General features: G+C 52.2%; 26 protein-coding genes and 4 pseudogenes. 7 read left to right on the top strand and 23 right to left on the bottom strand.

The features are described from left to right. Positions 1–15: 15 nt before the first annotated feature. The 7 genes and pseudogenes from Xish_RS12670 to Xish_RS12645 all read right to left on the bottom strand — a co-directional run bounded on the left by Xish_RS12670 (position 16) and on the right by Xish_RS12645 (position 3974). A complete protein-coding gene (locus Xish_RS12670) occupies positions 16–849 on the bottom strand; it encodes a multinuclear nonheme iron-dependent oxidase (protein ID WP_099118157.1) in 834 nt (277 codons plus the stop codon). After that, positions 846–1430 carry a hypothetical protein gene (locus tag Xish_RS12665; protein ID WP_099118156.1) on the bottom strand — a complete coding sequence of 195 codons (585 nt, stop codon included), beginning with the start codon at positions 1428–1430 and terminating at the stop codon, positions 846–848. The genes Xish_RS12670 and Xish_RS12665 overlap by 4 nt, the downstream gene beginning before the upstream one ends. Before the next feature lies 1 nt (position 1431). Beyond that, positions 1432–1692: a ubiquitin family protein gene (locus tag Xish_RS12660; RefSeq protein WP_099118155.1), complete on the bottom strand. Its 261-nt coding sequence runs from the start codon at positions 1690–1692 to the stop codon at positions 1432–1434. Between the two features lie 18 nt (positions 1693–1710). Continuing rightward, positions 1711–2799, bottom strand: a complete 1089-nt coding sequence (moeB, locus tag Xish_RS12655; RefSeq protein ID WP_099118154.1) for a molybdopterin-synthase adenylyltransferase MoeB — start codon at positions 2797–2799, stop codon at positions 1711–1713. A 101-nt stretch (positions 2800–2900) separates the two neighbouring features. After that, entirely contained in the window at positions 2901–3023 is a 123-nt protein-coding gene (locus Xish_RS19190) for a hypothetical protein (protein WP_255430643.1), read from the bottom strand. Positions 3024–3215: 192 nt separating this feature from the next. Continuing rightward, positions 3216–3764 (bottom strand): annotated as a pseudogene (locus tag Xish_RS12650) (IS630 family transposase); the annotation flags it as partial. 6 nt (positions 3765–3770) lie between these two features. After that, on the bottom strand, positions 3771–3974 hold the full coding sequence (locus tag Xish_RS12645; RefSeq protein ID WP_099118153.1) for an IS3 family transposase: 204 nt from the start codon (positions 3972–3974) through the stop codon (positions 3771–3773). A 94-nt stretch (positions 3975–4068) separates the two neighbouring features. Between Xish_RS12645 and Xish_RS12640 the strand changes: the two genes are divergently transcribed. Further along, entirely contained in the window at positions 4069–5103 is a 1035-nt protein-coding gene (locus Xish_RS12640; RefSeq protein ID WP_099118152.1) for an IS110 family RNA-guided transposase, read from the top strand. Positions 5104–5312: 209 nt separating this feature from the next. Here the strand turns inward: Xish_RS12640 and Xish_RS12635 are convergent. The 6 genes and pseudogenes from Xish_RS12635 to xerC (Xish_RS12615) form a co-directional block, all read right to left on the bottom strand. Beyond that, a pseudogene (locus Xish_RS12635) lies at positions 5313–6101 on the bottom strand (DNA primase); the annotation flags it as partial. A 27-nt stretch (positions 6102–6128) separates the two neighbouring features. Continuing rightward, positions 6129–6821 (bottom strand): annotated as a pseudogene (locus Xish_RS12630) (tyrosine-type recombinase/integrase); the annotation flags it as partial. Positions 6822–7134: 313 nt separating this feature from the next. After that, positions 7135–7221, bottom strand: a pseudogene (locus Xish_RS19405) (RHS repeat-associated core domain-containing protein); the annotation flags it as partial. A gap of 103 nt (positions 7222–7324) precedes the next feature. Continuing rightward, positions 7325–7588 (bottom strand): hypothetical protein, encoded by a 264-nt coding sequence (locus Xish_RS18665; RefSeq protein WP_167383194.1) that lies wholly within the window; start codon positions 7586–7588, stop codon positions 7325–7327. A 397-nt stretch (positions 7589–7985) separates the two neighbouring features. Continuing rightward, positions 7986–8114 (bottom strand): hypothetical protein, encoded by a 129-nt coding sequence (locus Xish_RS19185; protein WP_279625626.1) that lies wholly within the window; start codon positions 8112–8114, stop codon positions 7986–7988. A 29-nt stretch (positions 8115–8143) separates the two neighbouring features. After that, on the bottom strand, positions 8144–9217 hold the full coding sequence (xerC, locus tag Xish_RS12615) for a site-specific tyrosine recombinase XerC (RefSeq protein ID WP_099118151.1): 1074 nt from the start codon (positions 9215–9217) through the stop codon (positions 8144–8146). Between xerC (Xish_RS12615) and Xish_RS19180 the strand changes: the two genes are divergently transcribed. Then, positions 9216–9350, top strand: coding sequence for a hypothetical protein (locus Xish_RS19180; protein ID WP_279625627.1), 135 nt, complete (start codon positions 9216–9218; stop codon positions 9348–9350). The genes xerC (Xish_RS12615) and Xish_RS19180 overlap by 2 nt on opposite strands. A gap of 85 nt (positions 9351–9435) precedes the next feature. Here Xish_RS19180 and Xish_RS12610 read toward each other — a convergent pair whose 3' ends face one another. After that, positions 9436–12150, bottom strand: coding sequence for a CHC2 zinc finger domain-containing protein (locus Xish_RS12610; protein ID WP_099118149.1), 2715 nt, complete (start codon positions 12148–12150; stop codon positions 9436–9438). A 130-nt stretch (positions 12151–12280) separates the two neighbouring features. Between Xish_RS12610 and Xish_RS12605 the strand changes: the two genes are divergently transcribed. Together Xish_RS12605 and Xish_RS12600 are read left to right on the top strand one after the other, a co-directional pair. Further along, entirely contained in the window at positions 12281–12622 is a 342-nt protein-coding gene (locus Xish_RS12605; RefSeq protein ID WP_341865771.1) for a helix-turn-helix domain-containing protein, read from the top strand. A 76-nt stretch (positions 12623–12698) separates the two neighbouring features. Then, a complete protein-coding gene (locus tag Xish_RS12600; RefSeq protein WP_099118147.1) occupies positions 12699–13019 on the top strand; it encodes a SymE family type I addiction module toxin in 321 nt (106 codons plus the stop codon). 89 nt (positions 13020–13108) lie between these two features. Here the strand turns inward: Xish_RS12600 and Xish_RS19005 are convergent, their stop codons facing one another. The 5 genes from Xish_RS19005 to xerC (Xish_RS12580) form a co-directional block, all read right to left on the bottom strand. Beyond that, positions 13109–13516 (bottom strand): hypothetical protein, encoded by a 408-nt coding sequence (locus Xish_RS19005; RefSeq protein WP_099118146.1) that lies wholly within the window; start codon positions 13514–13516, stop codon positions 13109–13111. Beyond that, the gene (locus Xish_RS12590; RefSeq protein WP_244186030.1) at positions 13513–13971 is read right to left on the bottom strand and encodes an enterotoxin A family protein; all 459 of its coding nucleotides are present in this window, start codon (positions 13969–13971) and stop codon (positions 13513–13515) included. The genes Xish_RS19005 and Xish_RS12590 overlap by 4 nt, the downstream gene beginning before the upstream one ends. 145 nt (positions 13972–14116) lie before the next feature. Further along, a complete protein-coding gene (locus Xish_RS18660; RefSeq protein WP_167383194.1) occupies positions 14117–14380 on the bottom strand; it encodes a hypothetical protein in 264 nt (87 codons plus the stop codon). Positions 14381–14777: 397 nt separating this feature from the next. Continuing rightward, a complete protein-coding gene (locus Xish_RS19175) occupies positions 14778–14906 on the bottom strand; it encodes a hypothetical protein (protein WP_279625626.1) in 129 nt (42 codons plus the stop codon). A 29-nt stretch (positions 14907–14935) separates the two neighbouring features. Beyond that, the gene (xerC, locus tag Xish_RS12580; protein WP_099118150.1) at positions 14936–16009 is read right to left on the bottom strand and encodes a site-specific tyrosine recombinase XerC; all 1074 of its coding nucleotides are present in this window, start codon (positions 16007–16009) and stop codon (positions 14936–14938) included. Here xerC (Xish_RS12580) and Xish_RS19170 point away from each other — a divergent pair. After that, positions 16008–16142, top strand: a complete 135-nt coding sequence (locus tag Xish_RS19170; RefSeq protein WP_279625627.1) for a hypothetical protein — start codon at positions 16008–16010, stop codon at positions 16140–16142. The genes xerC (Xish_RS12580) and Xish_RS19170 overlap by 2 nt on opposite strands. 85 nt (positions 16143–16227) lie before the next feature. Here the strand turns inward: Xish_RS19170 and Xish_RS12575 are convergent, their stop codons facing one another. Then, positions 16228–18942 carry a CHC2 zinc finger domain-containing protein gene (locus tag Xish_RS12575; protein ID WP_099118149.1) on the bottom strand — a complete coding sequence of 905 codons (2715 nt, stop codon included), beginning with the start codon at positions 18940–18942 and terminating at the stop codon, positions 16228–16230. Between the two features lie 130 nt (positions 18943–19072). Between Xish_RS12575 and Xish_RS12570 the strand changes: the two genes are divergently transcribed. Together Xish_RS12570 and Xish_RS12565 are read left to right on the top strand one after the other, a co-directional pair. Beyond that, positions 19073–19414: a helix-turn-helix domain-containing protein gene (locus Xish_RS12570; protein WP_341865771.1), complete on the top strand. Its 342-nt coding sequence runs from the start codon at positions 19073–19075 to the stop codon at positions 19412–19414. Positions 19415–19490: 76 nt separating this feature from the next. After that, entirely contained in the window at positions 19491–19811 is a 321-nt protein-coding gene (locus Xish_RS12565) for a SymE family type I addiction module toxin (protein ID WP_099118147.1), read from the top strand. Between the two features lie 89 nt (positions 19812–19900). Here Xish_RS12565 and Xish_RS19000 read toward each other — a convergent pair whose 3' ends face one another. The 3 genes from Xish_RS19000 to Xish_RS18655 form a co-directional block, all read right to left on the bottom strand. Next, positions 19901–20308, bottom strand: coding sequence for a hypothetical protein (locus Xish_RS19000; protein ID WP_099118146.1), 408 nt, complete (start codon positions 20306–20308; stop codon positions 19901–19903). Next, the gene (locus Xish_RS12555) at positions 20305–20763 is read right to left on the bottom strand and encodes an enterotoxin A family protein (RefSeq protein ID WP_244186030.1); all 459 of its coding nucleotides are present in this window, start codon (positions 20761–20763) and stop codon (positions 20305–20307) included. Before Xish_RS12555 ends, Xish_RS19000 begins: the two co-directional genes overlap by 4 nt. Before the next feature lie 145 nt (positions 20764–20908). Next, the gene (locus Xish_RS18655; RefSeq protein ID WP_167383193.1) at positions 20909–21172 is read right to left on the bottom strand and encodes a hypothetical protein; all 264 of its coding nucleotides are present in this window, start codon (positions 21170–21172) and stop codon (positions 20909–20911) included. Positions 21173–21406: the final 234 nt, after the last annotated feature.

Raw genomic sequence — 21406 nt, 5'->3', positions numbered from 1 at the left:
GCTCTGTTTGTTTATTCAGAATGAAGGGATAAACGCCATTCGTTGACAAATATCTTCAATATTCTGTAAATCTATACGGATCACAATTGGAGTAATTCCCACCCCTAACTCATATGTCACAGCTTTCAGATTTGGGCACTGAGCTAGTGCCTGTTCCAACAGTGGGAAAACACTATCAACAATTGGTTCAGAGTGTGTATCACGGTATCTCCATGAATGGTTTGGGTGTACACTCCCCCCAGCAATATGAATTTCGTTCACTGAGGTCAATGGAAGGCTAGCTAATACATCCGGTGGCTGTAGATCACAATAAATGGCATATGAAAATACGTGGCTGATGTCTAAAACAATATTACAGTCTGTCGCATCAACTAGCCGATGGAAAAACTCACCTAAAGCCATTTCTCCTGCAACAATGCTGAAAGAAGGTATTTCCGCAGAAAAAGGAATACTGGAAACAGACTGAATCGTTTTCACACCTTCAATTGCCATAGAAAGAACGGATTCACAAAGTACTGGCGCAGCAAAATAAGGTAAGTTGTAAGGGCCAATATTCCAGATACCGATATCTTCCAGACACCAGTATGCCTGGAGAGTCTCACTAATGGCATTTTGCCTTACAAGCACATCAGAGCGTAATCCATCAATACCTGCTGGCTCCATTCCAGAAAAATGATGAATGATAGGATATTGAGGATATTTATTACGAAAAGCTTGTGCAACATCCTCATTAGGTATGGCCACGACAGATAAATGACTAATTCCGTTTTGCGCTAATTGTAATAATTTAGTTAAGTCATAACCATAATTATGTGTATAATCAATTCCTAACCCTACTCGTGCATTCATACAACCTCCCGACAGGATAATGCCACTTTGCCACTTTCGTTATGAAAGCGAAGCTTAGCTAATTTATTTTTAAAAATTATTTCCTTGAGAGAATTTATTGTATCTAATTTAGATAGAGTAAAATAACGATCACAGTTAATTTCTTCTGTTATGGATTTTTCATTGTTTCTGGAAATTGTAGAACTCCATGGTGAGTTTATCATTCCAGTAGAAATGCCAGAATAAATACCATCAATAAGAAAAGGAATTTTTTCTTCTTCCATCAAATCTGCATTTGTATAAACAAAGTAGCAAAAGCTTTCAATCAATGTTCTACTATTCCAATTCCAGAAACTATCCGAATCACAATATAAATTTACAAGCTTAAGGAAAAAATCCTTACTAAAAAAGCGTGGAGAAAAATGCATATCTGCATAAAGTACTGTACGTAAATTTCTGCGACGAGCAGCCCGCTCAACTACCAGTCTGTCGTGATCCATTGTAGAATGGATATAATGATACTCTTTTTCCGCGCCTGTAATACAACAATGATCACTATATAGTAGTGATACGTAGGCTTTTTGTAATAACTTAGCATCCATTTCATCCTCCTGAAATAGCTATTTCAAAAGACAAAATGTCACCATCATTTAATGAAGGGTTACTCTCTACTGACATGACATTATTTATAAAAAGAGTAACGAAAGGTTTAAGTTTAAGATTATCGTCTTTAGATATCGCAATCAAAGAAAAAATATCGATATGTTTCTCCTGCATCTCTTTTAATATTTCATAAAGATTATTTGCTGAGATAATAATCTGTCTATTTCCGCTAACAGATTCAGGAAATGATATAGTAATCATATTAATTCCTTCAATTATTTATTGGTTTTGACACAAACAGTCAGTGCGTCTCTTGGTCACTAATAATTGATATTTATTATTTAACAAATCAAGTTTCAATAGCTTTCCATCTAATGTATCACCTATATTTAGAATAACTTTCAATGCTTCATTTGCCTGATGTAATCCTAAAATACCTGGAATAATTCCAACTACACCATTCTCAGAGCATGAGGGGGACAAAGTTGTTGGTGGAGCTTCGGGGTAGATACAGCGGTAGCAAGGAGAATAAGGTTGAGTACGTGCCATTACATGGCCTGTAAATCGTTGTACGGCAGCAGAAATTAATGGTTTATTTGCCTTTACTGCAGCATCATTTATCGCATAACGAGCATTAAAGTTATCTGTACAATCGATGATTATATCGTAATCCTCCAGAATAGGCTGAATATTCTTGGTATTAATGGCAACATCTATGATTTTTATTTTGATGCCAGAATTTAATGCTTTTAGCGTATGAAGGGCTGATTCAACTTTTTTCTTTTGTAACATCGTTTCATTATGGATAACTTGCCGTTGTAGGTTACCTAAATCGACGATATCGTGATCAACAATGGCAATTTCACCTACCCCAGCGGCTGTCAAATAAAGCAGACAAGATGAACCTAGTCCCCCTGCTCCAATGACCAGTATTTTAGACTTCATGATTTTTAATTGTCCATGAAGTCCAATATCTTTTAAGGAGATATGACGCGCATATCGGTTTTTCTCGGTTTGGCTTAAGATTGTGGAGGGTTGTTCTACAGAATTACCTCCTGCTTTCCATGCTTCGAAACCACCCTCAAGAGAATATATATTAACGAAATTCAGTGCAATTAAGCCCAATGCAGCGTATTTTGAACGAAGCCCACTAGCACAAAACAGAACAATTGGATGATCTAGTTCAACTTGTCTGTTTTTTAGCTCAATTTCCAAAAAACCTCGTCCTAGGGTTAATGCTCCGGGAATTGTGCCATTAGCAAATTCATGGCTTTCCCGAACATCCACCAATAGAAAGCTATTAAGTTCTTTTAATGCATTAATTGTTATTGTTTCAACATCTTGAATATCACCCATAATATTGCTCATATTAAAGTCTGTTTTTAGATGAAAAACTAATTTTAATTAAAATTATATGGTTAAGAATTTTAGTCGTGATTTAGACATGGCCGCATCGCGGCCATGTAGTATTATTCTTGCCACTCTTTGTTGGAAACTACACCTGTAATATCTAACAACAATTCATTTTCCGCATCGGAATTTTCTGCATTCAGTTCGGCTACAGCAATTTCCAATTCTTGAGCTTTATCCATTTTATTTTCCTTCTATATATGTTTGTAAGAGTGTAAAAAATGTCAATATACGCACCATTTTACATTTTATGTTGCGAACAAAACCCATGTTAATTTAATGTGTTTTTTTGTCAAAAAAATGTTCTATCTTGTATATGAAATATTGATAAATGATAACGGCATTTCTGATATTGGCTAAATAACTTTTCATAATTATGAGAGTTTCATATTTCCTATCCCTTTCCATTGATTTGCTGAAGCGGCATTTAAAAAAAACTTAACTCTTTTGATCAGCATCCACATATATTGGCAACAATGGTTCCGTGTGACGGTTTCATGCAATGATTGCCATAGCCGCTCTATTTTATTCAGCCAAGGAGAATAAACCGGAAGAAATAACAATCTTACTGTCAGGTTTTGCTTCAGCCATTCCTTGACCAGCCGACTTTTATGAATGCTGTAATTATCCAAAATAAGGGTCAGCGTTTTTGCATGACGGTGACATCTTTTTAACTCTTCTAACATATTGATAAATAAATAAGAGTTTTTCCTGCCAGAACCCGTGTAAAAAATTTCGTGCGTTTGGCTATCAAAACAGCCGGCAAAGTAATATTTTTGGTTCTTTCCCGGTGTGATAATCCGTTTTTGTTGGCCTTTAAGATACCAGTCTGAACCTATTTTAGGATTGAAATGAATATCCACTTCGTCTTCATAAAACACGGGATGTTCTTTTGATGCCCCAAGTAATGCCTGGTTAATTTGTAGCGGTCAAGAACTTCCGGACACCATTTTAGCCTGCTCCCATTGCTTTTCGTATTCAACGGGAGAAATGCCCCCATTAAAACTATGGGGGCGAATGTAATTATAATATCCGCCAAAATATTTCGTGATATCCCGTATTGCATCATGGATATCCAGATAGCCTTCCGGAGGGACCCATTCGCTTTTCAGACTCCGGAATACCCGTTCCATCGGCGAATTGTAGTGATGTGATGGACGCCCCCTTTTTCAGCAGCAAATAGTGCCATCTTTTTTTCCGATGCACTGAATTTCGGGAGAACATCTCATGAATGCGATTAAAGTCATTGGCATTGACCTCGCCAAAAACGTTTTTCAAGTCTGTGTCTGGATGGCGGACGGTTCTGTCGCCTCGAACCGAAAAATTTCACGGCAAAAATTGCTTGATACTGTGCGCACTTTTTCGCCAGGAACCCTCATTGCTATGGAGGCCTGTGCAACTTCTCACTATTGGGGCAGAACCCTTCAGGCGATGGGATTTATCATCAGGCTTGTGCCGACCCAGCATGTTAACGCTTTTAGCCATCATCAAAAAAATGATGCCAATGATGCACTGGCTATCGGCGAAACGGCCTGCCGACCCGGTCTCCATTTTGTTCCGGTCAAGACGGTGGAACAGCAAGATATCAAGGCACTGCGCAGTGCCCGACAACTCATGGTGGAACAACGTACCGCACTCGCCAACCAGATTCGGGCTTTCCTCGCTGAGGAGGGGGTGATCGTTCCTGCTGGTATTCAGAAACTGCAACAGTACCTGCCTGAGATTCTAGAAGAGGAGAGCCATGAGCTGTCCTCTGTACGACGACGTTTGCTTCAGACTTTGGGGGAAGACCTACGGGATCTGAACATTCGCATTCATGAAATGGATAATGAAATAGCGGCACTTTCTCGTCAGCAAAGTGGTTATCACCATCGGCTCACGATCCCCGGCGTCGGTCCTCTTATTGCAGCCGCCTTCGTGAGTGAAGTCAGTGCGCCCCAATTTGCCAATGGCCGGCAACTTTCTGCCTGGTGTGGCCTGGTTCCCCGACAACACAGTTCAGGTGGAAAAAACCGGCTGTCTTCCCTGAGCAAAAATGGAAACCGTCATCTCCGAACGTTAATTATCCACGGTGCTCGTGCCGTGATGCGCTGTGTCCAAAATCGTGATGATTGTCTGGGAGAATGGTTGAGAAAACTGATTGCCCGATGCGGGTTTATGAAAGCCACGATCGTTTTAGCCAACAAACTGACCCTGATTATCTGGCGTGTTCTGCGGGATGAAGTGGATTTTAATATGCAAAAAGCTTTTACTATTAATTAATTGAGCAACAAAAATAGACGCATTATCGAGTTTGCAAACACTGATGAGAAAACGGCTACCGTCCCTGTCATAGCCTGAGTTATACCAAGGTAGTGATATACCGGTGTAGTGATAAGGAAACAGGGTGCGGATGACATCATGGCGCGGATAAATGAGTCCATAATGACGCCGGATATATGGTCGCAAACCGTATCAATTTAGTGCTTGCACATCGTCAGTTCACCATCCGACTGCAACAACTTCAACGCATAGGCCGCCTGCCGCACCCCCTCTTCTTCGGCGATAGCGAGGATTTTATGCTGGAGATGGGTTTCCCCCAGATAGAACAGGCTTTGCCCGGTCATGGCGCTGTACTGGATGCGCTCCTCCTCGGGGATCAGGTTCAGCACCGCCTCCATCAGTGAGGATTTGCCGGCGGCGCTGCTGCTCTGGATAAGTACCGCTAACGGTTTGGGTAACTTTCGGCTCACTGCCGCCAAAAAACCGGCCAGCAAGTTAGTGGATTCGCCGACCACACCGCAGGCCGCCAAGTCAGTGGTGATACGGGCCGTCAGGTACGGATCTTGCAACAAGGCCAGTGCCGCTTCCCGCTCTGCGATCCCCATTTCAGGTACGCGGGGTTCGGTGCCTTTGGCCGGCTGCTGCTGCCATTGTTCGACCGCCAGTAACACCTGCCCCAGTGCCCGCCGGAGGTCGCCTTCGGCCAGTCCCAGCTCAGCGGCAGCCAGCCGGGCATAACTGTTGCGTGAACGCCCGCTCATCAGATCAACCCCGTCGGCGAACAACACGCCGCTTTGCCTGTCCAGCACCTGCGCATTGAGCTTCATGGCAACCGCGCCCGCTTTGACCGCACCCAGCCCGCGCAGGCACCATTGCTGTGTGCCGACTGACACGCGCAGCTCGCCATGCTCACCGGACTCACAGACGACATTTGGCATCACACCGGACGCAGGGTCAGCGGCTAAAGGGGAAGCGGGGGCTGGCGCGGTGTCCGGCTCAGGCGTCTGCCCCAGACTGAGCGGCCTGCCCTTTTGCGAGATAAACAGGTAACCGCTGTCATGGCTGTCTGCCAACTGTGGCCGAACCTGCACCAGATAGCGTGTCAGCCAGCCCAGTGCCCGACCGCCGATGGGCACCACCCGGTCTTTATGGCCTTTGCCCTGATTAACCACCACGACCCCGCGTTCGACGTCGATATCACCCCGCCGGAGCTGGCGCAGCTCCATGCGCCGGAGGCCGCTGCTCCACAGCACTTCCAGCATCACCCGGTTGCGCAGCCCCAGCACGCTCTGGTCGTCAAGGCTGTCCAGCACCTGCGTGGTTTCCCGTTCACTCAGTATCTGGGCAGGCAGCCGCTTCTCTTCTTTCGGCAACACCATCTGTTCGGTCGGGTTGTAGAGGATGTGATGCCGTTGCAGTAGCCAGCGGAACCACAGCCGCAGGGCGATTAACCGTTCACGCTGGCCGTTATGGCTGTAAGGCTGGCCATCGCCCTTGCGGTAAGCCCGCAGGTAGCGCTGCCAGCTTTCCAGTAATACCAGCGTCACCTGTGCCGGATACTGCACGCTGCGCTGTCCGCACCAGTCCACGAACGGTAACAGCCGTTCCCGGTAGCTTTCCCGTGTGCGCGGGCTTTTTCCCTGTGCGACCAGCGTATCGAGGTACGCGTCCAGTTGCGCCCGTAAGGTGGCGTGCAGGGGATTAGGTGGGTTTGTCATGCGGATCCTCCTTCTTTTTTGTTGTATGGGTAGCGAAGAGAGCTGTACGGACGGAACAGTGTTTTTTGGCTGATGCCGACCACTTTGAGGGGAAGCCTTGCTCTATCTGCCTTTGCCGGGATTTAACCATCCCGACTACCTGCCGACAACAAGCCGACTGACAGGCGACCGACTGGGCTTTAACCCCGACCGGATAACGTTATACTGCCCGCTCAGGGAACAATAAGGCCACTCAGGTGGGCGGTATCGCTGTTCCCCCTTGAACCCTGAACACAGTGACAGTATCTTTAGGCTCCCCTTTATTTCCAACCCCGCCTGCCAGACCGTAAGGATCTACCCACTTTGTCGGATTATGCACATACGAATACGGGTTAAACCCGCCCATCAGCCCGATGGGGTCTTAGGGCAGGTTCCGGTGCGGTTATACGGTTTTAAGCGATTTTTTCCTTATCTGTCAGCTTGTTAAAGAACCCCTTTTACCCGTTCCGCCCATTCCCGCGAACCTAAAATGCCGAAGTGCACTTTTGCCCTGTTTTTACGTTTGCCCCGCGGTGCAGTATAGCGCCCCTTTTTCTGATTGATGGGCTGAACAGCTTGTTTTTGTGATGTTTTTCACGGCAACGGGCGAACGTCGCCCAACTGGCTTGGGCGGCGGGCGGCCGTTCTGCGGGGGCGGGTGGCACAGAACCCGCAAGCGGCGCCCTGCGACGCTCCCAGACACGGAAGCCGAAGGTTGTGTTCGGTTTTGCTGAGGGCACTTTACTCAAGGGAAGCCCCCTCCGGGGGCTGCACGGGGCGAAGATGGCGAGCACGGCAACGAGCAAGGCGCGCAGCGACTGCGAGCCGCGCGCAGACAATGCAGCGGGGTCGGGGCGGGGGAGGTAAAACAGCGGAGGCCGCAGGCCGACCTGCCTACAGGGCTGTTGGCCTGAACAACACAAGGCCGCTAAAGAAGACGCTGTTTTGGCCGGACGGGGGCACGGTGTTTTGGTCTGGCGCGGTTTTTGGCAGGGATCGGCTCAGAAGTCTAGAGCAGAAGGCGCCAGCCTTGTGCGGTGCACCCCGCGATGCCGATAAGCGGGGGCGAAGACATAATGCAGATTAGGCGATGTGAGCCGCCCTTCGGCGGTTGGCGGGACACGGTGGCCGCACGGCGAATTTCGCCTAATCTCCCTGCATTATGTTAAATGGGCTTTGGGCAGCCGGCACTGAGTGGTTGGGGACACCGTGGCCGCCGCTGACCATTGCCCATTTACCCCCGCCGGCACCGCAGCCTCCGGGCAGTCCGGCCACGGTCTGCCCCTGCACGGAACCCCGCAGGCTCAACGGGGATTATCGGGCTGTCCGGTACGCTGTGGTTTCGGGTCTGTGCCAGATTCTCCGCGGGCACCGCCTGAGCTGCACTCTGGCGGTTCGGTAGGGTTGTCTGCGTCCGGTTGGGTCTGGGGGGCACGCTCGGCCGGATGGGTCTGGCTGTGCACCTGCCTGAGCTGTTTGATGGCGACCCGCGTATACACCTGGGTGGTGTTGAGTTTCTCATGCCCCAGCATCGCCTGGATATGGCGGATATCCGCGCCATTGTCCAGCATCTGCGTCGCCATGGAATGCCGGAACAGGTGACAGGCGCCCGGCTTGTCTAGCTGTGCCTGATGGCGGATGGCCTTGCCGGCGATTTGGGTCAGGTGCCCCAGACTGAGCGGCCTGCCCTTTTGCGAGATAAACAGGTAACCGCTGTCATGGCTGTCTGCCAACTGTGGCCGAACCTGCACCAGATAGCGTGTCAGCCAGCCCAGTGCCCGACCGCCGATGGGCACCACCCGGTCTTTATGGCCTTTGCCCTGATTAACCACCACGACCCCGCGTTCGACGTCGATATCACCCCGCCGGAGCTGGCGCAGCTCCATGCGCCGGAGGCCGCTGCTCCACAGCACTTCCAGCATCACCCGGTTGCGCAGCCCCAGCACGCTCTGGTCGTCAAGGCTGTCCAGCACCTGCGTGGTTTCCCGTTCACTCAGTATCTGGGCAGGCAGCCGCTTCTCCTCTTTCGGCAACACCATCTGTTCGGCCGGGTTGTAGAGGATGTGATGCCGTTGCAGTAGCCAGCGGAACCACAGCCGCAGGGCGATTAACCGTTCACGCTGGCCGTTATGGCTGTAAGGCTGGCCATCGGCCTTGCGGTAAGCCCGCAGATAACGCTGCCAGCTTTCCAGTAATACCAGCGTCACCTGTGCCGGATACTGCACGCTGCGCTGTCCGCACCAGTCCACGAACGGTAACAGCCGTTCCCGGTAGCTTTCCCGTGTGCGCGGGCTTTTTCCCTGTGCGACCAGCGTATCGAGGTACGCGTCCAGTTGCGCCCGTAAGGTGGCGTGCAGGGGATTAGGTGGGTTTGTCATGCGGATCCTCCTTTTTGTCGTGGCCGCTGTCCGGCAGTACGGTATGACGGGGAAGTTTTATGATATTGCCGGAACAGTGATTTTTAATATTGTCCAACTTGCGGGCTGTCAGCCCTGTCTGGCTGCGGCCTGATAGCCGTTTTATCTCCCCCAACTTGAGGCCAACCTGAACCCAACTTAGGGGCAACTTGCCTTGTTTTCAGCCCAACTTGCACTGATCATACCGGCACGATCAGGCCGCTTAAGTGTGCGCTGTTGCCATCACCGTCCCAGAGCAGTTCGTATTGCAGCAGATGCCCGCGACTGCCGCCGTGGATCAGCAGGTATTCCATCTCAGCCAGCCGCTGGCAATGCACTTTAAGCTGATTGTCGCTCCAGTTCGTGTAAGCCCGGATATCCCGCCGGGTAAAGCGAACGGCATTCAGGGCGCACTGCTGCCCTGCCGCCATCTCGTTCGCCATCTGCCGGATCAGCAATAACAGCTTGCGCGTCTGCGGCGGCATTTCGTCCAGTGTCCGGCCTAAGATTTCATGCGCCAACTGATTGGCGAGCCGGATATCGTCTTTGCTCACTTCAATGTATTCCAGCGTTTTCCCGCGATGTTCTGCCGTTTTGATTTCCCGCTGGTACTGGTGCAGCAACGCTATGCTCTGAATGAGCGTCAGGTATTTCATATGGTCACGGCGGGTACGGGTTTTGTCTGACAGGAACGTCAGTTGCGACGCATACGGATTGACCACATTCAACGGCTTAAGCAGCCGCTGGGCGTTCTGGTGAAGCTGCATCAGATAGTCCCGCTCGTTCCCGGCCAGCAAGCCTTCGAGCGTCTGCTTCTGGCGCTGCAACGCATGGATGGCTTCCGTCTGTTCACGGGATTCATTGACCGTCAGCACCAGACAGCGGTTGAGCAGCTCTTCATCCACATCAATGGCGGTGGTGGTCAGCATCAGCATCACCGGACCTTTGACGGTATAGCTTTTGGTGACGAGGTTGCCGCTCGCCTCATCCTTGCCGGTGCTGGCCATCGTCAGTTCACCATCCGACTGCAACAACTTCAACGCATAGGCCGCCTGCCGCACCCCCTCTTCTTCGGCGATAGCCAATATTTTGTGCTGGAGATGGGTTTCCCCCAGATAGAACAGGCTTTGCCCGGTCATGGCGCTGTACTGGATGCGCTCCTCCTCGGGGATCAGGTTCAGCACCGCCTCCATCAGTGAGGATTTGCCGGCGGCGCTGCTGCTCTGGATAAGTACCGCTAACGGTTTGGGTAACTTTCGGCTCACCGCCGCCAAAAAACCGGCCAGCAAGTTAGTGGATTCGCCGACCACACCGCAGGCCGCCAAGTCAGTGGTGATACGGGCCGTCAGGTACGGATCTTGCAACAAGGCCAGTGCCGCTTCCCGCTCTGCGATCCCCATTTCAGGTACGCGGGGTTCGGTGCCTTTGGCGGGCTGCTGCTGCCATTGTTCGACCGCCAGTAACACCTGCCCCAGTGCCCGCCGGAGGTCGCCTTCGGCCAGTCCCAGCTCAGCGGCAGCCAGCCGGGCGTAACTGTTGCGTGAGCGCCCGCTCATCAGATCAACCCCGTCGGCGAACAGCACGCCGCTTTGCCTGTCCAGCACCTGCGCATTGAGCTTCATGGCAACCGCGCCCGCTTTGACCGCACCCAGCCCGCGCAGGCACCATTGCAGTGTGCCGACTGACACGCGCAGCTCGCCATGCTCACCGGACTCACAGACGACATTTGGCATCACACCGGACGCAGGGTCAGCGGCTAAAGGGGAAGCGGGGGCTGGCGCGGTGTCCGGCTCAGGCGTCTGGCGCCCAAGTGCCACCGTATCCGCCACACCCTGCATCGGCACGGCGCTGTCAAGCAGCAGCGCAAAGGCGGTTTCCGGCTCAGCCACCTGGCACAGATATTCGTTCGCATCCCTGCCCGACGGGAACACCACGCGCAGGGGCGTGATCCCTTTGGCCGCCAGTGCCGCCGCCAGTTTGACCGCGGCATCATTGCCGGCGCTGTCATTATCGAAAGCGATCAGCACCTGCTTAATGCCGTACTGTTCAAAGGCTTGCCAGTGATCAGCCGTGACGCCATGCACCCCATAGGCCGCCGTCACATTGCGCTGCCCCGTCACCCAGAACGACATCGCATCAATCAGCGATTCACACAGGATAAGCGTTCGGGAGGCACCCAGCGCGGCTTCATTCCAGACGCCGTTGTGTGCCCCCGGCAGGTACAGATGGCGGATGATGGACTGGCGCAGGTCGTCGCCGATTTTGCGCCCGTACAGTTCGTGGATTTGCCCCTGTGCATCCATCACCGGCACAACCAGCGAGCCGCGCAGGTGCTCCCGCCCGTTCTCCCGCAGCACGCCGATGGCTTGCAGGCGGCGGCGAACCTCTGCCCCGGCCTTGTATTTACTGGCTGGCAGACGGTAAGCGAGCGTTCGGTTGGCAAAGCCCAGCTTAAAATGGCTGACCAGTTCAGGATGGTTGAGCCGCCGTTTGGACAGGTACGCTTGTGCCTCCGGCGCATTCAGCAACGTATGGTGATAAAACGCAACCACCCGTGACAGCAGCACCTGCTGCCCGATGGCATCACCGGCCAGCTCTTCCGGCTGCACCAGCGGCTCCACGGCCGGATTGTGCCCCAGCACGGCACGCAGGCGCTCCACGGCATGGCGCAGGCTCAGACCCTCGGTGTGCATGACCCAGTCCAGCACCGACCCGCCCGCATCACAGCCAAAACAGTGGTAGAGATTTTTCGCTGGAGTAATGACCATCGAGGGCGTTTTCTCCTCATGGAACGGGCACAGCACGGTCATGTCTTTGCCGCGCTTAAACAACTGCCGCCCCTGCTGCTCGATGATGGCAACTAAGGGAACGGCGGCTTTCAGGTGCTGTAATTCTGCGTCGGGGATGCGAGCCATAAAGTGACCTTCCTAAAATTGCGTCAAGATTCCATTGCTCTTTTATTTAGTATCCGATAAGATACCAATATAAAGCAAGCATTTTTTGGGGGATAGAATGAAGGCAAATTTCTCTGACTGGTTTAATTCAATGAGTATTGCTAACAGACTCATCACCCTTCGTAAGCAAAAAGGCTTATCACAACAGGCATTAGCGGATGCTATCGGCATTCATGTAACACAGATAAAACGCTATGAGGGCGGGATTTCGTTACCGTCTCTGGAAGCGGTTAAGAAGATAGCGCAGACACTGCGAGTCACGACAGATTCACTGATATTTGAAGACGATGAGCTACAACCTGATAGCGATTTAGCCCTACAGTTTCAGGCTATCAACAATATGCAGCCGGAACAGCGGCAGGTGATAAAAGAAGTACTGGAAGGGATGATCATTAAGTATGAAGCTGAACGCTGGTCTTCCAAGATGAAGTAAAAACGATTAACGCAACGTATTCGGGCGGGCACCCGAACACGCTGCTAACCACAAGCAACTAACAAGGAGTTGAATGATGGCTAAGGCGCATTCTAAGCAAAACCGTGCAGTAAATAAAGCCACAAAAACAGAACGTTATTACACCGTGGGATACGTGCCGCAAAATGACAAGGCCAGTGCCCCGCCGGCAATACACCTTAAGGGGCAGTGGCTTAAGGCAGCAGGGTTTGATATTGGTGGCACACTCACCGTCAAGATTATGGAGGGCTGTCTGGTGCTGATCCCCGACAGTGACGAGACTAACAGCCTCAAACAGCAATACCAGCGCCAGCGAGAGCAAATCAGTGAGATTAAGCTCAAAATGCGGGAGCTGCTTGGCGACTACACAAGCCGCTAAGGGCAGGGAATGAGTAGCTCTTAAAAAGAACAAAGCCGGAAGATCTTGGGGATCTTTCCGGCTTAATCTACGCTAAAAAATCAGTTATTTTATTGTAGTGATTCAAACCATTGATAATGAAATATTGCTTGCTCTTCTGGGGTAACACCAACATCTTTATCATCAAAATCAAATATATGAACAATATCTTCAGGTAAACCATGTTGACCCAACGTAGTCTCATAAGCCACTTTACCTAAACCCATATCTCTCTGCATTGCAGAAGGAAACACATTTTTTTTTGCCCCTTTGCAAAGAAAAACTATATCTTTTAATTGGTTTCTTAAATCTATAAAGCATGAAAAATAATCAGTGTCATTTGATTCTGCCAACTGATTGTTATTATGAAATATTCTTAAACAACAATGCCTATCAGGAGAAGTAATCAAATGTAATTCAGCTTCTTCTTTTTTCCCATTTATTATTATGTTGATTTTTCTTTTATCAGCGCCTGTCATTTTCCATACCTCTTTGGATTTAAAATAGTATAATCCCACATCTCACCATCTGCATTAACTGCTCTTGCACCTAATATATTTTCAGATTTAACCCCACCAGGCATTGCAATTTCTACTTCCCCAGGATACGGCGATTTTGAACCTAGCACCTTGTTTACATCTATACCATGATTAGTTTTCATGGTGTACATATAGCCGCTTTTGCTTCCATAATCTGTTGCAAAACCAATAGTTTTACTCGGATCAATAGTGGTACTTATAAAATTGCTTGGAGGATTTTTATTATCTAATGCGTGCAGATACAAATCATTGCTTGGACCTCGTGTTTCAAATCCTTTATCAAAAATTTCAGTGAAGCTTCGTGTATCTCCGCGATACGTTATAAGGTAATCACCTTTATTGCCAACCCCGCCTGCCAGCCCATACGGATCTACCCACTTCGATGGATTATGCACATATGAATACGGGTTAAACCCGCCCAGCAGCCCGATGGGGTCTTAGGGCAGGTTCCGGTGCGGTTATACGGTTTTAAGCGATTTTTTCCTTATCTGTCAGCTTGTTAAAGAACCCCTTTTACCCGTTCCGCCCATTCCCGCGAACCTAAAATGCCGAAGTGCACTTTTGCCCTGTTTTTACGTTTGCCCCGCGGTGCAGTATAGCGCCCCTTTTTCTGATTGATGGGCTGAACAGCTTGTTTTTGTGATGTTTTTCACGGCAACGGGCGAACGTCGCCCAACTGGCTTGGGCGGCGGGCGGCCGTTCTGCGGGGGCGGGTGGCACAGAACCCGCAAGCGGCGCCCTGCGACGCTCCCAGACACGGAAGCCGAAGGTTGTGTTCGGTTTTGCTGAGGGCACTTTACTCAAGGGAAGCCCCCTCCGGGGGCTGCACGGGGCGAAGATGGCGAGCACGGCAACGAGCAAGGCGCGCAGCGACTGCGAGCCGCGCGCAGACAATGCAGCGGGGTCGGGGCGGGGGAGGTAAAACAGCGGAGGCCGCAGGCCGACCTGCCTACAGGGCTGTTGGCCTGAACAACACAAGGCCGCTAAAGAAGACGCTGTTTTGGCCGGACGGGGGCACGGTGTTTTGGTCTGGCGCGGTTTTTGGCAGGGATCGGCTCAGAAGTCTAGAGCAGAAGGCGCCAGCCTTGTGCGGTGCACCCCGCGATGCCGATAAGCGGGGGCGAAGACATAATGCAGATTAGGCGATGTGAGCCGCCCTTCGGCGGTTGGCGGGACACGGTGGCCGCACGGCGAATTTCGCCTAATCTCCCTGCATTATGTTAAATGGGCTTTGGGCAGCCGGCACTGAGTGGTTGGGGACACCGTGGCCGCCGCTGACCATTGCCCATTTACCCCCGCCGGCACCGCAGCCTCCGGGCAGTCCGGCCACGGTCTGCCCCTGCACGGAACCCCGCAGGCTCAACGGGGATTATCGGGCTGTCCGGTACGCTGTGGTTTCGGGTCTGTGCCAGATTCTCCGCGGGCACCGCCTGAGCTGCACTCTGGCGGTTCGGTATGGTTGTCTGCGTCCGGTTGGGTCTGGGGGGCACGCTCGGCCGGATGGGTCTGGCTGTGCACCTGCCTGAGCTGTTTGATGGCGACCCGCGTATACACCTGGGTGGTGTTGAGTTTCTCATGCCCCAGCATCGCCTGGATATGGCGGATATCCGCGCCATTGTCCAGCATCTGCGTCGCCATGGAATGCCGGAACAGGTGACAGGCGCCCGGCTTGTCTAGCTGTGCCTGATGGCGGATGGCCTTGCCGGCGATTTGGGTCAGGTGCCCCAGACTGAGCGGCCTGCCCTTTTGCGAGATAAACAGGTAACCGCTGTCATGGCTGTCTGCCAACTGTGGCCGAACCTGCACCAGATAGCGTGTCAGCCAGCCCAGTGCCCGACCGCCGATGGGCACCACCCGGTCTTTATGGCCTTTGCCCTGATTAACCACCACGACCCCGCGTTCGACGTCGATATCACCCCGCCGGAGCTGGCGCAGCTCCATGCGCCGGAGGCCGCTGCTCCACAGCACTTCCAGCATCACCCGGTTGCGCAGCCCCAGCACGCTCTGGTCGTCAAGGCTGTCCAGCACCTGCGTGGTTTCCCGTTCACTCAGTATCTGGGCAGGCAGCCGCTTCTCCTCTTTCGGCAACACCATCTGTTCGGCCGGGTTGTAGAGGATGTGATGCCGTTGCAGTAGCCAGCGGAACCACAGCCGCAGGGCGATTAACCGTTCACGCTGGCCGTTATGGCTGTAAGGCTGGCCATCGGCCTTGCGGTAAGCCCGCAGATAACGCTGCCAGCTTTCCAGTAATACCAGCGTCACCTGTGCCGGATACTGCACGCTGCGCTGTCCGCACCAGTCCACGAACGGTAACAGCCGTTCCCGGTAGCTTTCCCGTGTGCGCGGGCTTTTTCCCTGTGCGACCAGCGTATCGAGGTACGCGTCCAGTTGCGCCCGTAAGGTGGCGTGCAGGGGATTAGGTGGGTTTGTCATGCGGATCCTCCTTTTTGTCGTGGCCGCTGTCCGGCAGTACGGTATGACGGGGAAGTTTTATGATATTGCCGGAACAGTGATTTTTAATATTGTCCAACTTGCGGGCTGTCAGCCCTGTCTGGCTGCGGCCTGATAGCCGTTTTATCTCCCCCAACTTGAGGCCAACCTGAACCCAACTTAGGGGCAACTTGCCTTGTTTTCAGCCCAACTTGCACTGATCATACCGGCACGATCAGGCCGCTTAAGTGTGCGCTGTTGCCATCACCGTCCCAGAGCAGTTCGTATTGCAGCAGATGCCCGCGACTGCCGCCGTGGATCAGCAGGTATTCCATCTCAGCCAGCCGCTGGCAATGCACTTTAAGCTGATTGTCGCTCCAGTTCGTGTAAGCCCGGATATCCCGCCGGGTAAAGCGAACGGCATTCAGGGCGCACTGCTGCCCTGCCGCCATCTCGTTCGCCATCTGCCGGATCAGCAATAACAGCTTGCGCGTCTGCGGCGGCATTTCGTCCAGTGTCCGGCCTAAGATTTCATGCGCCAACTGATTGGCGAGCCGGATATCGTCTTTGCTCACTTCAATGTATTCCAGCGTTTTCCCGCGATGTTCTGCCGTTTTGATTTCCCGCTGGTACTGGTGCAGCAACGCTATGCTCTGAATGAGCGTCAGGTATTTCATATGGTCACGGCGGGTACGGGTTTTGTCTGACAGGAACGTCAGTTGCGACGCATACGGATTGACCACATTCAACGGCTTAAGCAGCCGCTGGGCGTTCTGGTGAAGCTGCATCAGATAGTCCCGCTCGTTCCCGGCCAGCAAGCCTTCGAGCGTCTGCTTCTGGCGCTGCAACGCATGGATGGCTTCCGTCTGTTCACGGGATTCATTGACCGTCAGCACCAGACAGCGGTTGAGCAGCTCTTCATCCACATCAATGGCGGTGGTGGTCAGCATCAGCATCACCGGACCTTTGACGGTATAGCTTTTGGTGACGAGGTTGCCGCTCGCCTCATCCTTGCCGGTGCTGGCCATCGTCAGTTCACCATCCGACTGCAACAACTTCAACGCATAGGCCGCCTGCCGCACCCCCTCTTCTTCGGCGATAGCCAATATTTTGTGCTGGAGATGGGTTTCCCCCAGATAGAACAGGCTTTGCCCGGTCATGGCGCTGTACTGGATGCGCTCCTCCTCGGGGATCAGGTTCAGCACCGCCTCCATCAGTGAGGATTTGCCGGCGGCGCTGCTGCTCTGGATAAGTACCGCTAACGGTTTGGGTAACTTTCGGCTCACCGCCGCCAAAAAACCGGCCAGCAAGTTAGTGGATTCGCCGACCACACCGCAGGCCGCCAAGTCAGTGGTGATACGGGCCGTCAGGTACGGATCTTGCAACAAGGCCAGTGCCGCTTCCCGCTCTGCGATCCCCATTTCAGGTACGCGGGGTTCGGTGCCTTTGGCGGGCTGCTGCTGCCATTGTTCGACCGCCAGTAACACCTGCCCCAGTGCCCGCCGGAGGTCGCCTTCGGCCAGTCCCAGCTCAGCGGCAGCCAGCCGGGCGTAACTGTTGCGTGAGCGCCCGCTCATCAGATCAACCCCGTCGGCGAACAGCACGCCGCTTTGCCTGTCCAGCACCTGCGCATTGAGCTTCATGGCAACCGCGCCCGCTTTGACCGCACCCAGCCCGCGCAGGCACCATTGCAGTGTGCCGACTGACACGCGCAGCTCGCCATGCTCACCGGACTCACAGACGACATTTGGCATCACACCGGACGCAGGGTCAGCGGCTAAAGGGGAAGCGGGGGCTGGCGCGGTGTCCGGCTCAGGCGTCTGGCGCCCAAGTGCCACCGTATCCGCCACACCCTGCATCGGCACGGCGCTGTCAAGCAGCAGCGCAAAGGCGGTTTCCGGCTCAGCCACCTGGCACAGATATTCGTTCGCATCCCTGCCCGACGGGAACACCACGCGCAGGGGCGTGATCCCTTTGGCCGCCAGTGCCGCCGCCAGTTTGACCGCGGCATCATTGCCGGCGCTGTCATTATCGAAAGCGATCAGCACCTGCTTAATGCCGTACTGTTCAAAGGCTTGCCAGTGATCAGCCGTGACGCCATGCACCCCATAGGCCGCCGTCACATTGCGCTGCCCCGTCACCCAGAACGACATCGCATCAATCAGCGATTCACACAGGATAAGCGTTCGGGAGGCACCCAGCGCGGCTTCATTCCAGACGCCGTTGTGTGCCCCCGGCAGGTACAGATGGCGGATGATGGACTGGCGCAGGTCGTCGCCGATTTTGCGCCCGTACAGTTCGTGGATTTGCCCCTGTGCATCCATCACCGGCACAACCAGCGAGCCGCGCAGGTGCTCCCGCCCGTTCTCCCGCAGCACGCCGATGGCTTGCAGGCGGCGGCGAACCTCTGCCCCGGCCTTGTATTTACTGGCTGGCAGACGGTAAGCGAGCGTTCGGTTGGCAAAGCCCAGCTTAAAATGGCTGACCAGTTCAGGATGGTTGAGCCGCCGTTTGGACAGGTACGCTTGTGCCTCCGGCGCATTCAGCAACGTATGGTGATAAAACGCAACCACCCGTGACAGCAGCACCTGCTGCCCGATGGCATCACCGGCCAGCTCTTCCGGCTGCACCAGCGGCTCCACGGCCGGATTGTGCCCCAGCACGGCACGCAGGCGCTCCACGGCATGGCGCAGGCTCAGACCCTCGGTGTGCATGACCCAGTCCAGCACCGACCCGCCCGCATCACAGCCAAAACAGTGGTAGAGATTTTTCGCTGGAGTAATGACCATCGAGGGCGTTTTCTCCTCATGGAACGGGCACAGCACGGTCATGTCTTTGCCGCGCTTAAACAACTGCCGCCCCTGCTGCTCGATGATGGCAACTAAGGGAACGGCGGCTTTCAGGTGCTGTAATTCTGCGTCGGGGATGCGAGCCATAAAGTGACCTTCCTAAAATTGCGTCAAGATTCCATTGCTCTTTTATTTAGTATCCGATAAGATACCAATATAAAGCAAGCATTTTTTGGGGGATAGAATGAAGGCAAATTTCTCTGACTGGTTTAATTCAATGAGTATTGCTAACAGACTCATCACCCTTCGTAAGCAAAAAGGCTTATCACAACAGGCATTAGCGGATGCTATCGGCATTCATGTAACACAGATAAAACGCTATGAGGGCGGGATTTCGTTACCGTCTCTGGAAGCGGTTAAGAAGATAGCGCAGACACTGCGAGTCACGACAGATTCACTGATATTTGAAGACGATGAGCTACAACCTGATAGCGATTTAGCCCTACAGTTTCAGGCTATCAACAATATGCAGCCGGAACAGCGGCAGGTGATAAAAGAAGTACTGGAAGGGATGATCATTAAGTATGAAGCTGAACGCTGGTCTTCCAAGATGAAGTAAAAACGATTAACGCAACGTATTCGGGCGGGCACCCGAACACGCTGCTAACCACAAGCAACTAACAAGGAGTTGAATGATGGCTAAGGCGCATTCTAAGCAAAACCGTGCAGTAAATAAAGCCACAAAAACAGAACGTTATTACACCGTGGGATACGTGCCGCAAAATGACAAGGCCAGTGCCCCGCCGGCAATACACCTTAAGGGGCAGTGGCTTAAGGCAGCAGGGTTTGATATTGGTGGCACACTCACCGTCAAGATTATGGAGGGCTGTCTGGTGCTGATCCCCGACAGTGACGAGACTAACAGCCTCAAACAGCAATACCAGCGCCAGCGAGAGCAAATCAGTGAGATTAAGCTCAAAATGCGGGAGCTGCTTGGCGACTACACAAGCCGCTAAGGGCAGGGAATGAGTAGCTCTTAAAAAGAACAAAGCCGGAAGATCTTGGGGATCTTTCCGGCTTAATCTACGCTAAAAAATCAGTTATTTTATTGTAGTGATTCAAACCATTGATAATGAAATATTGCTTGCTCTTCTGGGGTAACACCAACATCTTTATCATCAAAATCAAATATATGAACAATATCTTCAGGTAAACCATGTTGACCCAACGTAGTCTCATAAGCCACTTTACCTAAACCCATATCTCTCTGCATTGCAGAAGGAAACACATTTTTTTTTGCCCCTTTGCAAAGAAAAACTATATCTTTTAATTGGTTTCTTAAATCTATAAAGCATGAAAAATAATCAGTGTCATTTGATTCTGCCAACTGATTGTTATTATGAAATATTCTTAAACAACAATGCCTATCAGGAGAAGTAATCAAATGTAATTCAGCTTCTTCTTTTTTCCCATTTATTATTATGTTGATTTTTCTTTTATCAGCGCCTGTCATTTTCCATACCTCTTTGGATTTAAAATAGTATAATCCCACATCTCACCATCTGCATTAACTGCTCTTGCACCTAATATATTTTCAGATTTAACCCCACCAGGCATTGCAATTTCTACTTCCCCAGGATACGGCGATTTTGAACCTAGCACCTTGTTTACATCTATACCATGATTAGTTTTCATGGTGTACATATAGCCGCTTTTGCTTCCATAATCTGTTGCAAAACCAATAGTTTTACTCGGATCAATAGTGGTACTTATAAAATTGCTTGGAGGATTTTTATTATCTAATGCGTGCAGATACAAATCATTGCTTGGACCTCGTGTTTCAAATCCTTTATCAAAAATTTCAGTGAAGCTTCGTGTATCTCCGCGATACGTTATAAGGTAATCACCTTTATTGCCAACCCCGCCTGCCAGCCCATACGGATCTACCCACTTCGATGGATTATGCACATATGAATACGGGTTAAACCCGCCCAGCAGCCCGATGGGGTCTTAGGGCTGGTTCCGGTGCGGTTATACAGTTTTAAGCGATTTTTTCCTTATCTGTCAGCTTGTTAAAGAACCCCTTTTACCCGTTCCGCCCATTCCCGCGAACCTAAAATGCCGAAGTGCACTTTTGCCCTGTTTTTACGTTTGCCCCGCGGTGCAGTATAGCGCCCCTTTTTCTGATTGATGGGCTGAACAGCCTGTTTTTGGGCAGTTTTTCACGGCAACGGGCGAACGTCGCCCAACTGGCTTGGGCGGCGGGCGGCCGTTCTGCGGGGGCGGGTGGCACAGAACCCGCAAGCGGCGCCCTGCGACGCTCCCAGACACGGAAGCCGAAGGTTGTGTTCGGTTTTGCTGAGGGCACTTTACTCAAGGGAAGCCCCCTCCGGGGGCTGCACGGGGCGGAGATGGCGAGCACGGCAACGAGCAAGGCGCGCAGCGACTGCGAGCCGCGCGCAGCCAGTGCAGCGGGGTCGGGGCGGGGGAGGTAAACCAGTGGAGGCCGCAGGCCGACCTGCCTACAGGGCTGTTGGCCTGAACAACACAAGGCCGCTAAAGAAGACGCAGTTTTAGCCGGACGGGGGCACGGTGTTTTGGTCTGGCGCGG

It is taken from the genome of Xenorhabdus ishibashii, assembly GCF_002632755.1.
Taxonomy (GTDB): Bacteria; Pseudomonadota; Gammaproteobacteria; order Enterobacterales; family Enterobacteriaceae; genus Xenorhabdus; species Xenorhabdus ishibashii.
The sequence above is the reverse complement of the archived record's forward strand: the minus strand, read 5'-3'. Positions and strand labels throughout refer to the sequence as shown.